At 63.2% G+C, this 14,241-nt stretch carries 18 protein-coding genes; 7 read left to right on the forward strand and 11 right to left on the reverse strand.

Annotated elements, in window-relative coordinates:
• Nucleotide 1: 1 nt before the first annotated feature.
• The 11 genes from hisC to CL52_RS15915 all read right to left on the reverse strand — a co-directional run bounded on the left by hisC (nt 2) and on the right by CL52_RS15915 (nt 8,605).
• A complete protein-coding gene (gene hisC, locus CL52_RS15865; protein WP_043221707.1) occupies nt 2-1,060 on the reverse strand; it encodes a histidinol-phosphate transaminase in 1,059 nt (352 codons plus the stop codon).
• A 104-nt stretch (nt 1,061-1,164) separates the two neighbouring features.
• On the reverse strand, nt 1,165-2,472 hold the full coding sequence (hisD, locus tag CL52_RS15870; RefSeq protein WP_043221709.1) for a histidinol dehydrogenase: 1,308 nt from the start codon (nt 2,470-2,472) through the stop codon (nt 1,165-1,167).
• A gap of 202 nt (nt 2,473-2,674) precedes the next feature.
• Complete coding sequence (hisG, locus tag CL52_RS15875; RefSeq protein WP_043221711.1) at nt 2,675-3,307, reverse strand: ATP phosphoribosyltransferase; 633 nt, start codon at nt 3,305-3,307, stop codon at nt 2,675-2,677.
• 71 nt (nt 3,308-3,378) lie between these two features.
• Complete coding sequence (murA, locus tag CL52_RS15880; RefSeq protein ID WP_041103972.1) at nt 3,379-4,644, reverse strand: UDP-N-acetylglucosamine 1-carboxyvinyltransferase; 1,266 nt, start codon at nt 4,642-4,644, stop codon at nt 3,379-3,381.
• 90 nt (nt 4,645-4,734) lie between these two features.
• On the reverse strand, nt 4,735-4,974 hold the full coding sequence (locus tag CL52_RS15885; RefSeq protein WP_041103970.1) for a BolA family protein: 240 nt from the start codon (nt 4,972-4,974) through the stop codon (nt 4,735-4,737).
• 94 nt (nt 4,975-5,068) lie between these two features.
• Nucleotides 5,069-5,563 carry a phosphate-starvation-inducible protein PsiE gene (locus CL52_RS15890; protein ID WP_043221714.1) on the reverse strand — a complete coding sequence of 165 codons (495 nt, stop codon included), beginning with the start codon at nt 5,561-5,563 and terminating at the stop codon, nt 5,069-5,071.
• A gap of 14 nt (nt 5,564-5,577) precedes the next feature.
• A complete protein-coding gene (locus CL52_RS15895) occupies nt 5,578-5,889 on the reverse strand; it encodes an STAS domain-containing protein (RefSeq protein ID WP_041103968.1) in 312 nt (103 codons plus the stop codon).
• A complete protein-coding gene (locus tag CL52_RS15900) occupies nt 5,882-6,529 on the reverse strand; it encodes an MlaC/ttg2D family ABC transporter substrate-binding protein (RefSeq protein WP_043221716.1) in 648 nt (215 codons plus the stop codon). The genes CL52_RS15895 and CL52_RS15900 overlap by 8 nt, the downstream gene beginning before the upstream one ends.
• Before the next feature lie 12 nt (nt 6,530-6,541).
• Nucleotides 6,542-7,000 carry an outer membrane lipid asymmetry maintenance protein MlaD gene (mlaD, locus tag CL52_RS15905; RefSeq protein ID WP_041103964.1) on the reverse strand — a complete coding sequence of 153 codons (459 nt, stop codon included), beginning with the start codon at nt 6,998-7,000 and terminating at the stop codon, nt 6,542-6,544.
• Nucleotides 7,000-7,797, reverse strand: a complete 798-nt coding sequence (mlaE, locus tag CL52_RS15910) for a lipid asymmetry maintenance ABC transporter permease subunit MlaE (protein WP_041103962.1) — start codon at nt 7,795-7,797, stop codon at nt 7,000-7,002. The genes mlaD and mlaE overlap by 1 nt, the downstream gene beginning before the upstream one ends.
• Nucleotides 7,790-8,605: an ATP-binding cassette domain-containing protein gene (locus tag CL52_RS15915; RefSeq protein ID WP_041103961.1), complete on the reverse strand. Its 816-nt coding sequence runs from the start codon at nt 8,603-8,605 to the stop codon at nt 7,790-7,792. The genes mlaE and CL52_RS15915 overlap by 8 nt, the downstream gene beginning before the upstream one ends.
• Before the next feature lie 253 nt (nt 8,606-8,858).
• Between CL52_RS15915 and CL52_RS15920 the strand changes: the two genes are divergently transcribed.
• From CL52_RS15920 to hpf, 7 genes are all read left to right on the forward strand, one after another.
• Nucleotides 8,859-9,833 (forward strand): KpsF/GutQ family sugar-phosphate isomerase, encoded by a 975-nt coding sequence (locus tag CL52_RS15920; RefSeq protein ID WP_043221720.1) that lies wholly within the window; start codon nt 8,859-8,861, stop codon nt 9,831-9,833.
• A complete protein-coding gene (kdsC, locus tag CL52_RS15925) occupies nt 9,833-10,357 on the forward strand; it encodes a 3-deoxy-manno-octulosonate-8-phosphatase KdsC (RefSeq protein WP_043221722.1) in 525 nt (174 codons plus the stop codon). Before CL52_RS15920 ends, kdsC begins: the two co-directional genes overlap by 1 nt.
• A gap of 11 nt (nt 10,358-10,368) precedes the next feature.
• Nucleotides 10,369-10,941, forward strand: coding sequence for an LPS export ABC transporter periplasmic protein LptC (lptC, locus tag CL52_RS15930; protein ID WP_043221724.1), 573 nt, complete (start codon nt 10,369-10,371; stop codon nt 10,939-10,941).
• On the forward strand, nt 10,928-11,473 hold the full coding sequence (lptA, locus tag CL52_RS15935; protein WP_041103954.1) for a lipopolysaccharide transport periplasmic protein LptA: 546 nt from the start codon (nt 10,928-10,930) through the stop codon (nt 11,471-11,473). Before lptC ends, lptA begins: the two co-directional genes overlap by 14 nt.
• Nucleotides 11,473-12,198, forward strand: a complete 726-nt coding sequence (gene lptB / locus CL52_RS15940) for an LPS export ABC transporter ATP-binding protein (RefSeq protein ID WP_043221726.1) — start codon at nt 11,473-11,475, stop codon at nt 12,196-12,198. Before lptA ends, lptB begins: the two co-directional genes overlap by 1 nt.
• A 148-nt stretch (nt 12,199-12,346) precedes the next feature.
• Complete coding sequence (locus tag CL52_RS15945) at nt 12,347-13,852, forward strand: RNA polymerase factor sigma-54 (protein WP_043221729.1); 1,506 nt, start codon at nt 12,347-12,349, stop codon at nt 13,850-13,852.
• A 79-nt stretch (nt 13,853-13,931) separates the two neighbouring features.
• Nucleotides 13,932-14,240: a ribosome hibernation-promoting factor, HPF/YfiA family gene (gene hpf, locus CL52_RS15950; protein ID WP_043221732.1), complete on the forward strand. Its 309-nt coding sequence runs from the start codon at nt 13,932-13,934 to the stop codon at nt 14,238-14,240.
• Nucleotide 14,241 lies beyond the last annotated feature (1 nt).

The raw sequence follows: 14,241 nt of genomic DNA on the forward strand, positions 1-14,241 counted from the left end.
CTCAGGCGAGTGCCGACTCCAGCGCTTCGAGCAGCGCCTGGTTCTGCTCCGGTGCACCGATCGTGATGCGCAGGAACTGCTCGATGCGTGGCTGGCGGAAATGCCGCACGATCACTCCCTGCTCACGCAGGCTGGCCGCCAGGCGAGCGGCATCATGGGCGGGGTGCCGGGCGAACACGAAGTTGGCCGCCGAAGGCAGCACCTCGAAGCCGTAGGCCTGAAGCCGGGCCACCAGCGCCTCACGGCTTTCGATCACCTGCCGGCAGGTCTGCTCGAAATAGGCCCGATCCTCGAATGCGGCCGTCGCGCCAGCCAGAGCGATGCGATCCAGGGGGTAGGAGTTGAAGCTGTTCTTGATCCGCTCGAGCGCCTCGATCAGATCGGGGTGACCTACCGCGAGCCCGACACGCAAGCCAGCCAGCGAACGCGACTTGGACAAGGTCTGGGTTACCAGGAGGTTCGGATAGCGGTCGACAAGGCAGATGGCGGTCTGCCCGCCGAAGTCGACGTAGGCCTCATCCACCAGCACCACCGAATCAGGGTTGGCGGCGAGCAGGCGCTCGATCGCCGCCAACGGCAGCAGGCAGCCGGTTGGCGCATTCGGGTTGGGGAAGATGATGCCGCCATTCGGACGCTGATAGTCGGCGACATCGATTTCGAACTGCTCGTTCAGCGCAACGGTTTCATACTCGATGCCGTAAAGCCCGCAATAGACCGGGTAGAAGCTGTAGGTCACGTCGGGAAACAGCAACGGCCGCCCGTGCTGGAACAGGCCATGAAAAGCGTGCGCGAGCACTTCGTCGGAGCCATTGCCGACAAACACCTGGGCGGGCGTCACGCCGTAGTAATCGGCCACCGCCTGCTTCAGGCGCTCGCCGTTGGGGTCCGGATACAGGCGCAATTCATCGCCGATCGCCGCACGCATCGCCTCGAGGGCCAGCGGCGAAGGGCCATAGGGGTTCTCGTTGGTATTCAGCTTGACCAGCCGGCTCAGTTTCGGCTGCTCGCCCGGCACGTAGGGCACCAGGTCCTTGACGAAGGGGCTCCAGAACTTGCTCATCGCCCTTCTCTCCTCGACGTCGATCTGCTTGGCATGAGGCGGAAAGCGCGTAGCGATCTCCGCCAGGTGACCTCGGTGGCACGGCCTGTGACCGCGCCCCCGACTTACTTGATTCGATACTCGGCACTGCGCGCATGGGCGGTCAGCGACTCGCCGCGCGCCAGTACCGAAGCGACCTTGCCGAGGGTCGATGCGCCATCGGCCGAGCAATGGATGATCGACGAGCGCTTCTGGAAGTCATAGACACCCAGCGGCGAAGAGAACCGGGCGGTGCCTGAAGTCGGCAGCACGTGGTTGGGGCCGGCACAGTAGTCACCCAGGGCCTCGGCGGTGTAGCGACCCATGAAGATGGCGCCGGCATGGCGAATCTGCGGCAAGTACTGCTCCGGATTCTCGACCGACAGCTCCAGGTGCTCCGGAGCGATTCGGTTGGCCACCTCGATGGCCTGCGCCATGTCCGCGACCGCGATCAGCGCGCCGCGTGCACTCAGCGAGGTACGTGCGATGTCCGCCCGCTCGAGCGTCGGCAACAAACGCTCGATGCTCTCGGCGACGCGGTCGAGAAAGGCCGCATCCGGGCTGACCAGGATCGACTGGGCATCCTCGTCGTGCTCGGCCTGGGAGAACAGGTCCATCGCGATCCAGTCCGGATCGGTCTTGCCATCGCAGACCACGAGGATCTCGGACGGACCGGCGATCATGTCGATCCCCACCTTGCCGAACACATGGCGCTTGGCCGTAGCGACATAGATATTTCCAGGCCCGACGATCTTGTCCACGGGCGGCACGCTTTCGGTGCCATAGGCAAGCGCGGCGACCGCCTGCGCACCACCGATGCAGAAGACGCGGTCGACGCCCGCCAGCGCAGCTGCAGCCAGCACCAGCTCGTTGACTTCGCCGCGCGGCGTCGGCACCACCATGACCACCTCGGGAACGCCGGCGACCTTCGCCGGGATCGCGTTCATCAGCACCGAGGACGGATAGGCAGCCTTGCCGCCGGGCACGTAGAGCCCTGCGCGGTCCAACGGCGTGACCTTCTGCCCGAGCACGGTGCCATCGGCCTCGGTGTAGCTCCAGGAGTCCTGACGCTGCCGCTCGTGGTACGCCCGCACCCGCTCGGCCGCGGCCTCGAGCGCCGCACGCTGCTCGGGCGAGATGCGCTGGAGTGCGAGGTCCAGACGCTCGCGCGCGAGGATGAGGTCTGCCATGTCGGCGACCTCCAGATTGTCGAAGCGCTGAGTGAACTCCACCAGCGCTGCATCACCGCGCTCGCGCACGGCCTTGATGATCTCCAGCACGCGGCCGTTGACCGCGTCGTCGGACACGCTTTCCCAGCTCAGCAGATGGTCCATCTGCCGGGCGAAATCGGGATCGGCAGCGTTGAGTCGACGCACAGCGTTGAAAGCGGTCATGACGGGCCTCGTGGTTGGCTAGCAATGAAACGGCTCGGATAGCGGTCGGGCATCGGGGCAGCCATGGCCTTGCCATGACCGGACGCCCGGCGCCGCAGGGTCTGGCGCGCCGACCGTACAGGCCGCCTAGAGTACCAAGGAGGCCGGGACGGCGCCTGCGCTTTTCGGCTATGGGTCGGATAGCCGAATGCGGCGCAAGACGTTAGGCGTGGTGTCGCTCGACGGCGGCCTGCAAGGCCTCGATCAGGGCCTGGATGCGCGCGTGCTGCATCTTCATCGAAGCCTTGTTGACGATCAGGCGCGAACTGATGGTGGCGATCAGCTCCTGCGGCTCGAGGCCGTTGGCTCGCAGCGTGTTGCCCGTATCGACAACGTCAATGATCTTGTCGGCCAGGCCGACCAGCGGGGCCAGCTCCATCGAGCCGTAGAGCTTGATGATTTCAACCTGCCGCCCTTGCTGTGCGTAGTAACGCTTGGCCACGTTGACGAACTTGGTGGCGACACGCAGCCGCCCCTTGGGCTCGACCGCGCCGACCTTGCCAGCGGTCATCAACTTGCAATTGGCGATCTTAAGATCCAGCGGCTCGTACAACCCCTGTCCGCCGTACTCCATAAGCACGTCCTTGCCAGCCACGCCGAGGTCGGCCGCACCATGCTCGACATAGGTCGGCACGTCCGTAGCACGTACGATCAGCAGGCGCACGTCGTCCTGAGTGGTAGGGATGATCAGCTTGCGGCTCTTGTCCGGATTCTCGGTCGGTACGATGCCCGCCTCTGCCAGAAGCGGCAGGGTGTCGTCGAGGATGCGGCCTTTGGACAGCGCAATGGTGAGCATGGATGAATCCTTCTGAATCCTGCGAAGCCTGGCGGCCCGCTCAAAGGCCCGCGCAAGGCGGGCCACGGCAATCAACCCGGGATGCGGCGAATCTTCGCTCCGAGCAACTGCAGCTTCTCTTCGATGCACTCGTAGCCACGGTCGATGTGGTAGATGCGGTCGATGAGCGTATCACCCTCGGCGACCAGGCCGGCGATCACCAGGCTGGCCGAGGCGCGCAGGTCGGTGGCCATGACCGGCGCACCCTTCAGGTGATCGACGCCGGTCACGATGGCCGTATTGCCCTCGACGAGAATCTGCGCACCCATGCGGTTCATCTCGTAGACGTGCATGAAGCGGTTCTCGAAGACCGTCTCGATCACCGTGCCGGTACCTTCGGCGACGGCGTTCAGGGCGATGAACTGAGCCTGCATATCGGTGGGGAACGCCGGGTAGGGTGCGGTACGCACGTTCACGGCCTTTGGCCGCTTACCCTTCATGTCCAGCTCGATCCAGTTGCTGCCCGTGTCGATATGGGCACCCGCCTCGACCAGCTTGTGCAGCACGGCCTCGAGCAGGGTCGCATCGGTATCCTTCAAGCGCACGCGACCACCGGTCGCGGCGGCAGCCACCAGGTAGGTGCCGGTTTCGATGCGGTCAGGCATGACGCTGTAACGCCCGCCACCCAGGCGCTTGACGCCCTCGATGACGATGGTGTCGGTGCCGGCACCGCTGATCTTCGCGCCCATCGCGTTGAGGAAGTTGGCCAGATCGACCACCTCCGGCTCGCGAGCGGCGTTCTCCAGCACACTGCGCCCGTTGGCCAGCGCGGCCGCCATCATGATGTTCTCGGTGCCCGTCACGCTGACCGTATCGAACAGGAACCGCGCGCCCTGCAGGCCGCCGGCCGGTGCCTTGGCCTTGATGTAGCCACCCTCGACTTCGATATGCGCGCCCATGGCTTCGAGCCCGCGAATGTGCAGGTCGACCGGCCGCGAGCCGATCGCGCAACCGCCCGGCAACGCGACCTCGGCCTCACCGAAGCGAGCCACCATCGGCCCCAGCACCAGGATCGAGGCGCGCATGGTCTTGACCAGCTCGTAAGGGGCGACCAGCGTGCGGATGCTGCTGGCGTCGACCTCGACACTGAGCTTTTCATCGATGATCGGCTGCACGCCCATGCGACCGAACAGCTCGATCATCGTGGTGATGTCGTGCAGGTGCGGCAGGTTGCACACCGTGACCGGGGTATCGGCGAGCAGCGTCGCGGCAAGGATGGGCAACGCGGAGTTTTTCGCGCCGGAAATGCGGATTTCGCCGTCGAGGCGTACACCGCCGGTAATGATCAATTTATCCATGGTATTCCGTAGCCCGCAGGCCTGAGACCCCGTCGAAAGGCGCCACGGCTTGCCTGGCGCCAAAGCTGTCTGTGCGAATGGCCGCCGCGCTCAGCCGCGAGCGGCCCAGTCGTCGCGACTGAAGAACTTCATGGTAACGGCGTGAATACTGCCGTCGGCGATCCAGGGGTTGAGGTGCGCGTAGATCTGCTGCTGGCGCTTGACCGCACTGAGCGCAGCCAACTCATCGCTGATGACATTCAGCTGGAAATTGCAGCCTTCGCCTTCGACTTCTACCTGGGCTCCCGGAATCTTCTCTTCCAGGAAATTCTTCACTTCTAGGGCCTGCATGTTCAACCTCGATCGGCGCTTGGGCGCACGGGCCGGCCATCATACAAAAAACCCCGGAAGCTGCGAACCCCGCCCGGCGGACCGCACCCGCCGATCAGTCGACAGCATCGCCATGCGCGGGCGACATCGGTCGCGGCTGTGCAGGCCGGGCACTGTCGGCCTGCGGCGCGGGAAAGCGTGACGAGGCATAGCGCACCACCAGGACCGCCAGCCCCAGCAACAGAATCGCCCCGGAGACGTAGACCACTCCCATGTCCGGGCGATGGTGGTGCGAAACGTCGGAGATCAGCAGCCGCGTCAGCGCGGTGATCGCGACATAGATGAGGAAGCGAACCGGCATGTGGTTGGTCTTGAAGTAGATCCCGACCATCGCACCGAGCTCTAGGTAGATGAACAGCAGCAGGATGTCGTCGACACTCGCGCTACCCTTGCCGACCATATCCAGAAACGCCATCAGCGCGGCCCATGCCGTAGCCGCGCCGATAGCGAACAGCGCCAGATAATGAAAGGCCTCGACCAGCAGGTTACCCAGCGCCTCGGCCAGGACATGCAGCCGCTCTCGCATCCGTTCCGCCCAGTTCAGCTTCATGCCCGCTCCATCTCTCAGGCCTGCTCGCCCAGCGGCAGGATCTCATCCAACCCGGACACCTTGGCGATGTCGCGCATTTCCTGCGGCAGGCCAACCACCTGCATCGCCTGTCCGCCCGCGCGCGCGTCGCGCATGAACGAAAGCAGCAACGAAAGCCCCACGCTGTTGGAGCGCTCGACACCCGAGCAGTCGAGCCGCACGCCGCCACTCGACGCCTGGATCAGCGCCCGCCCCTGCTCCCGCAGGGCCGCCCCACTGCGATGATCCAGCTCACCACTCAGGCGCAGCTCGCCATTGCCGCCGCGCTCGATGCGGCCTTCACTCATCGCCTGCAGCCTGCTGGCCAGCGGGAGTATCCTTCGCACGCGCCACGACCTCGGCCCAGCCGTCGATCGTCTTGTCCAGATCACCGCCGTTCTTCTGCATCGAGTCGGCGAACTGATCGCGGAACAACTTCCCGATGTTGATCCCGTTGATGATCACGTTGCGCACGCGCCACTCGCCCTGATTCACCATCGTGTAGGACACCGGATAGACCTCGCCCTGCCGGCCGACCACTTCCATGGCCACGCTGGTTCGCTTGTCGTCCTGCTTGCCCGATGGCGGCAGCACACGGATTTGCTGGTTGTTGTATTCCAGCAGCGCATTGCCATAGAACTGCATCAGGCTGCGCTTGAAGTTCTCCTGGAAGCGCGTCATCTGCTCCGGAGTGGCGCCGCGCGCGTATTTGACCGTCATGATGCTGCGCGAAATGCCTTCGGCATCGACGACCGGGCCGAGGATCTCGTTCAGCGCATCGTAGAAGGCGGCCGGATCCTGGCGATAGCGATCCTTGTTGGCCTTGAGGTCGGCCAGCAGCTTGTCGGTGGTCTGCTGGATGACCTGGTGCGGGCTGGCCGCCGCCTGGGTGAACAGTGGCAGGACCGCGAGCAGCACCAGCAGCCCGCGACGCAGAGCAGTCAACATGGATTGCACTCCTTATTCCTTGTTTACCGAGTTGAGCAGGAACTTGCCGATCAGGTCTTCGAGGACCAACGACGACTGAGTGTCGCGAATCGTATCGCCCTCGCCGAGCACATCTTCTTCACCGCCCACGCTGATGCCGATGTACTTTTCGCCAAGCAGCCCTGCCGTGAGGATCGATGCAGTGGAGTCGACCGGCAGAATGTTCACATCGTTCTGAATCTCGAGCGTCACCCGACCAGTGTAGGTGTCGCGATCGAGATCGATCGCGGTGACCTTGCCAATGGTCACACCGGCCATGGTCACCTTGGACCGTACCGTGAGCCCGGCGATGTTGTCGAAATAGGCGTAGAGCTTGTAGGTATCGGCATTGCTGACGGTCAGACCGCTGACGCGCAGCGACAGCAAAAGCAGCGCCAGCAGCCCGGCGAGCAGAAACAGCCCGACACCCATTTCCAGTGTGCGGATACGCATCAGAGATCTCCAAACATCAATGCGGTCAGAATGAAATCCAGCCCGAGAACGGCCAGCGAGGCATAGACGACAGTGCGCGTCGTGGCGCGACTGATACCCTCCGAAGTGGGCTCGCAGTCATAACCCTGGAATACCGCGATCCAAGTCACCACGAGGGCGAAGACCACGCTCTTGACGATGCCGTTGAACACGTCGGAGTGAAAGTCGACGCTGTTCTGCATGTTCGCCCAGAAGGACCCCTCATAGACTCCCAGCCAGTCCACGGCGACCATGGCTCCTCCCCAGATGCCGACCACGTTGAAGATCAACGTCAACAGCGGCAGGGAAATGAAGCCGGCCCAGAGCCGCGGAGCAATTACATACTTCAGCGGATCGACGCCGATCATCTCCAGGCTGGAAAGCTGTTCGGTCGACTTCATGTTGCCGATCTCGGCTGTCAGCGCCGAGCCGGCACGCCCGGCGAACAGTAGCGCGGTAACCACAGGCCCGAGCTCGCGCAGGAGCGTCAGCGCGATCATCTGGCCGACAGCCTGCTCGGACCCGTAACTGGTCAGGATGTTGTACCCCTGCAGGGCCAGCACCATGCCGATGAACAGCCCGGAAACCACCACGATCGCCAGCGAAAGCACACCCACGAAGTACAACTGACGCACCAGCAGGCCGAAGCCGTTGCGCAACCCGCTGCGCCCCAGGAGCACATGCCCGAGAAACAGGCTCGAGCGCCCAAGCGCGGCCACCACGTCCATACCGGCACGACCGAGCAGGCGAACCTGCTCGGCCATCGAGCGCTTACGCATCGGCACCTCCGAGCAAATCTTCGGCATAGGACGGCGCCGGGAAATGGAAAGGCACGGGGCCATCGGCCGCGCCCTGCATGAACTGTCGGATACGCGGGTTATCCGACTCCATCAGTTCGGCCGGCACACCATGACCAAGCACCTGGCCGTCGCCGACCACGTAGATGTAGTCGGCAATGCTGGCCGTCTCGGCCAGATCATGCGAAACCACGATGCTGGTGATACCCAGCGCATCGTTGAGCAGGCGGATCAGCCGCACCAGAACACCCATTGCGATCGGGTCCTGGCCGGCGAATGGCTCGTCGTACATCAGAATCTGGGGATCCAGCGCAATGGCGCGGGCAAGCGCCACGCGACGCTTCATGCCGCCGGAGAGCTCATCCGGCATCAGCTCGACGGCGCCACGCAGGCCGACCGCCTGGAGCTTCATCAGCACGATGTCGCGGATCATCTCCTCGGGCAGGCTGGTGTGCACGCGCAACGGAAAAGCGACGTTCTCGAAGACATCGAGATCGGTGAACAGCGCGCCGCTCTGGAACAGCACCCCCATCTGCTTGCGCATGTCGAACAGTTCGCTGCGCGATAGCTTGGGAAGGTTGTGACCGGCCACCCAGACCTCGCCGGCGCTGGGCATCAACTGCGCCGCGATCAATCGCAGCAGCGTTGTCTTGCCACAGCCGGACGGTCCCATGATGGCCGTGACCTTGCCTCTGGGAATAACGATGTCGACGTTATCGAAAATGGCCCTCTCACCGCGCCTGAAGGTCACTCCCTTCAGCTCGACGGCGTAGGCATTGCTGGCGCTCATCTGGTCTCCTTGCAAACCGTCCGCTTCCTTCAGACGGCCCCCGATGGACAGGGGATACGTTGTGCGCTGACCTTTCGGCGGCGCGCACTATAGCACCGCCCCTCGCCCGTCCCAACACGCGGCATAGCGCAGCCCGTTGCAAAAGCTTGCTGTCCGCCCGCGAACGACGCAGGCGGAGCCGGGTGAGTTTTGCATGAGCATGCTCGCGAATAGCGTTATACTCCTCGGCTTTTCATTGCCAGCGCAAACGACCATGCCCAAGCAAGCCCGCCTGATCGAATCCGCCCTTCGCACCATCAGCATGGAAATCGAAGCAGTCGAACAGCTGAAGCAGCGCATCGACGAACGTTTCGAACATGCCTGCCGGCTGATCCTCGAGTGCAAGGGGCGCGTAGTGGTGGTAGGCATGGGTAAGTCCGGCCATATCGGCAACAAGATTGCCGCCACCCTGGCCAGCACGGGTACCGCCGCCTTTTTCGTCCATCCCGCCGAGGCCAGCCACGGCGACATGGGCATGATCACCCGTGATGACGTGGTCCTGGCCCTGTCGAACTCGGGCACCACCAGCGAGATCGTCACGCTGCTGCCGCTGATCAAGCGCCTGGGCATCACCCTGATCAGCATGACGGGGCAGCCCGAGTCGGTACTGGCCAAGGCCGCAGCCGTGAACCTCGACGCCAGCGTCGCGGCCGAGGCCTGTCCGCTCAACCTGGCGCCAACCTCCTCGACCACCGCGAGCCTGGTGCTCGGCGATGCGCTGGCCATCGCCCTGCTCGAGGCCCGTGGTTTCACCGCAGAAGACTTCGCTTTTTCCCATCCCGGCGGCGCGCTGGGCCGGCGACTCTTGCTGAAGGTCGAACATGTCATGCACAGCGGCGCCCGCTTGCCATGCGTCAAGCGCGGCACGGCGCTGCGCGACGCACTGCTGGAAATGACCCAGAAAGGCCTGGGCATGACCGTTGTCCTGGAAGACGACGGGCGCCTGGCCGGTATCTTCACCGACGGCGACCTGCGCCGCACACTGGACCGCGGCATCGATTTCCAGCAGGCGCTGATCGACCAGGTAATGACCATGCACGGCAAGACCGCTACGCCCGACATGCTGGCCGCCGAGGCGTTGAAGATCATGGAAGACCATAAGATCAACGCGCTTGTCGTGGTCGACGACAGCGACCACCCGGTTGGCGCACTGAACATGCACGACCTGCTGCGCGCCGGGGTACTGTGATGCAAGCTGACCTGCTCGAACGCGCCCGCCAGATCCGCCTGGCCATTTTCGATGTCGATGGCGTACTGACCGATGGTCGCCTGTACTTTCTGACCGATGGCAGCGAGTTCAAGACCTTCAACACACTCGACGGCCACGGCATCAAGATGCTGATCAACTCCGGCGTGCGTACCGCGATCATCAGCGGCCGCAAGACACCGGTGGTCGAGCGCCGCGCGCAGAACCTGGGCATCCAGCATCTCTATCAGGGTCGCGAGGACAAACTCGTGGTACTCGATGAGCTGCTCGGCGAGCTGGGGCTGAACTATGCTCAGGTCGCCTACCTGGGCGACGACCTGCCGGATCTACCGGTGATTCGCCGCGTCGGCCTGGGCATGGCCGTGGCCAGTGCCGATCCCTTCGTGCGCCAACACGCGCATGGCGTGACCCAGGCGCGTGGCGGTGAAGGGGCAGCGCGCGAGTTCTGCGAGCTTATCCTCCAGGCACAGGGCAATCTCGAGGCGGCACAGGCCGCCTACCTATAGAGAGGAACACCATGCTGCAAAAGCTGCGCTTCCCGCTGTTGCTGGGCGTCATCGCCGCGCTGCTGGTGGCCGTGGGCTACTGGAACATCCGCCCGGAGAGTTTCATGCAGGAGCCTGTGCAGGCGACCTCGACAGAGCCGAGCATCGACTTCTACGTGGTCAACGCGCGCACCGTGCAGTATCAGCCGGGCGGCAAGCGCCACTACGAACTACGCAGCGAGCGCATGGAACACATCAAGGCGAGCGACGTCAGCCTGCTTACCCGTCCCGACCTGCTGGCCTATCGCGGCACGGAGCTTCCGTGGCACGTGCGCAGCGAGCGAGGCGAAGTGTCACCAGGCGGCGAACAGGTCGAACTCATCGATGACGTGGTCGTCGAGCGCACCGACGCCAAGGGACGCCCGACCGTCGTGACCACCAGCCGCATGACGGTGTGGCCGGAGAAGGATTACGCCGAAACCCGCCAAGCCGTTAGAATCGACGCCGCCAACGGTGTTACCACCGCCAATGGAATGAAAGCGTACCTGGATGACGGCAGGATGCTCCTGCTGTCCAACGTAAGAGGCCAGCATGAGCTGCGTTAAGACCCTTCCCCTCCTGCTCGGTTTGAGCGCCTATCTGCTCGGCAGCTCCGCCTGGGCACTTCCCGAGGATCGCGATCAGCCGATTCGCGTGCAGGCCGATACCGCCGAACTGGATGACCGACAGGGCGTCGCGGTCTATCGCGGCGACGTGGTCATTACCCAGGGCACGATGAAGATCACTGGTGACACCGTCACCATCACCCAGAACGAGAATGGCGACGTCGAGGTATTCACCTCGATCGGCAAGCCCGCCTACTACGAGCAGAAGCCGGCGGTCGACAAGGACATCGTCAAGGCTTACGGCCTGACCATCCAGTACTTCGCCGCGAACGAGCGCATCGTGCTGATCGACCAGGCGAAGGTCGTCCAGGAAGGCAATACCTTCGAAGGCGAGAAGATCGTCTATGACACCCGCCGGCAGATCGTCAACGCGGGCCGCGCGAGCAATGCCGAAGTGACCACGCCGCGTCCGCGTGTCGACATGGTCATCCAGCCGCGCAAGAAGGATCAGCCAGCAGAGCAGGCGCAGTAATGGCCGTACTCAAAGCGCAGCATCTGGCCAAGAGCTACAAGAGCCGCCAGGTCGTCCGTGACGTCAGCCTGTCCATCGAGAGCGGCCAGATCGTGGGCCTCCTTGGCCCCAACGGCGCAGGCAAGACCACCTGCTTCTACATGATCGTCGGCCTGGTCGGCGCCGACCAGGGACGCGTGCTGATCGATCAGCAGGACGTCACCCACCTGCCAATGCACGGCCGGGCGCGTGCCGGCATCGGCTACCTGCCCCAGGAAGCATCGATCTTTCGCAAGCTTTCGGTGGCCGACAACATCATGGCCATCCTCGAAACGCGCAAGGATCTCGACCGCGCCGGCCGCCAGCAGGCGCTCGAAGCGCTGCTGCAGGAATTTCATATCAGCCACATCTGCGACAGCCTCGGCATGAGCCTGTCCGGCGGCGAACGCCGACGCGTCGAAATCGCTCGCGCGCTGGCAACGTCGCCGAAGTTCATCCTGCTTGACGAACCCTTTGCCGGCGTGGACCCGATTTCGGTCGGCGACATCAAGCAGATCATCCACCATCTCAAGGCCAAGGGCATCGGCGTGCTGATAACCGATCACAATGTGCGCGAGACCCTGGATATCTGCGAGACGGCCTACATCGTCAACGATGGCCGACTGATCGCCGAAGGCGATGCCGAGACGATTCTGGCCAACCAGTTGGTCAAGGAAGTCTATCTGGGCCACGAATTCCGCCTGTGAGCTCCTTTTTAACGGTTTAAACGGCAACCAGGCCTAGGCAAGGGCTTCGCAGGTAGGCATATAATTTGCTTTCCCGGCGGCGCAACGCGCGCCAGCGATTAGGAACAGGCGCACCAGCGCCGGCATCAAAGGTTCGAAGTCCTCTGCCATGAAACCATCGCTAGTCCTGAAGATGGGCCAGCAGCTGACCATGACGCCTCAGCTGCAACAAGCCATTCGATTGCTCCAGCTTTCAACGCTGGATCTGCAACAGGAAATCCAGGAGGCCCTGGATTCTAACCCGATGCTCGAGCGCGAGGAGGACGGCGACGACTACGACGGCGCCGACCCGATGGCCGAAGCCAGCGAAGCGGGGAGCAGCACCGGAGACAACGACCAGCCTGCTCTCGACAGCCGCTACGAAGAGACCAGCCACTCGGCCGAGAGCCTGGACGATAACGAATGGAGCGAGCGAATTCCCAGCGAGCTGCCTGTCGATACCGCCTGGGAAGATATCTACCAGACCAGCGCCAGCAGCCTGCCGGCCAGCGACGATGACGAGTGGGATTTCACCACGCGCACCCCGACGGGCCTCAGCCTTCAGGCCCACCTGCTCTGGCAGCTCAATCTCACGCCGATGAGCGATACCGATCGCCTGATCGCCACCTCGATCATCGACGGCATCAACGACCAGGGTTATCTGGAAGAGAGCCTGGAAGACATTCTCGCGTCGATCGACCCCGAACTCGATGTGGAGATGGACGAGATCGAGGTCGTTCTGCACCGCGTACAGCAGTTCGAGCCTGCCGGTATCGGGGCCCGCGATCTGCGCGAATGCCTGCTGCTGCAGTTGCGCCAGCTGCCGTCGAACACCGCCTGGCTTGCCGAAGCGCAACGCCTGGTCAGCGACTACCTCGACGTGCTCGGCAACCGCGACTACAGCGCTCTAATGCGTCGCATGAAGCTCAAGGAAGACGAGCTGCGCCAGGTCATCGAACTCGTGCAATCTCTCAACCCCAGGCCCGGCTCGCAGATCGAAGCCAGCGAACCGGAGTATGTCGTCCCGGATGTCATCGTGCGCAAGCACAACGGCCGCTGGCTGGTCGAGCTCAATCAGGAAGCCATGCCGCGCCTGCGCGTCAATCCGCAGTACGCCGGCTTCGTCAAGCGAGCCGATACGAGCGCCGACAACACGTTCATGCGAAATCAGCTGCAGGAGGCGCGCTGGTTCATCAAGAGCCTGCTGAGCCGCAACGAGACCCTGATGAAAGTGGCGACCCAGATCGTCGAGCATCAGCGCGGTTTTCTCGAGCACGGCGAAGAGGCAATGAAGCCCCTGGTCCTGCATGACATCGCCGAAGCCGTCGGCATGCACGAGTCGACCATTTCGCGCGTCACGACACAGAAATACATGCATACGCCGCGCGGCATCTACGAGCTCAAGTACTTTTTCTCCAGCCACGTAAGCACAACCGAAGGCGGCGAATGCTCGTCGACGGCGATCCGCGCGATCATCAAGAAACTGGTTGCCGCGGAAAACCCGAAAAAGCCATTGAGCGACAGCAAGATCGCTGGTTTACTGGAGGCACAAGGCATTCAGGTAGCGCGTCGTACCGTGGCGAAATATCGCGAATCACTGGGCATCGCGCCGTCAAGTGAGCGAAAGCGACTGTAGACGAACACGGCTGGTTCGGAAGGTTTGGATGGCAGACCGAGGTCTGCCTCTTCTGCGGAAAGCAACAAGGAGAAGCAGTATGCAAATCAACATCAGCGGTCTTCATCTGGAAGTGACTGATGCCCTGCGCAGCTATGTCGAGGAGAAGTTCGAGCGGCTTTCGCGCCACTTCGACCGCATCATCAGCGTTCAGGTGTTCCTGCAGGTTGAAAAGCTCAAGCAGAAAGCCGAAGGCACGCTGCATATCGCCGGGCGCGAGGTTGTGGCCAATGCCGAACACGAAGACATGTATGCCGCCATCGACCTGCTGGTCGACAAGCTTGATCGTCAGCTGATCAAGCACAAGGAAAAGCAGCTCGACCACTCCCAGGGCGTCGTTGCCCGCTAAT

It is taken from the genome of Stutzerimonas balearica DSM 6083 (assembly GCF_000818015.1).
Lineage (GTDB): Bacteria > Pseudomonadota > Gammaproteobacteria > Pseudomonadales > Pseudomonadaceae > Stutzerimonas > Stutzerimonas balearica.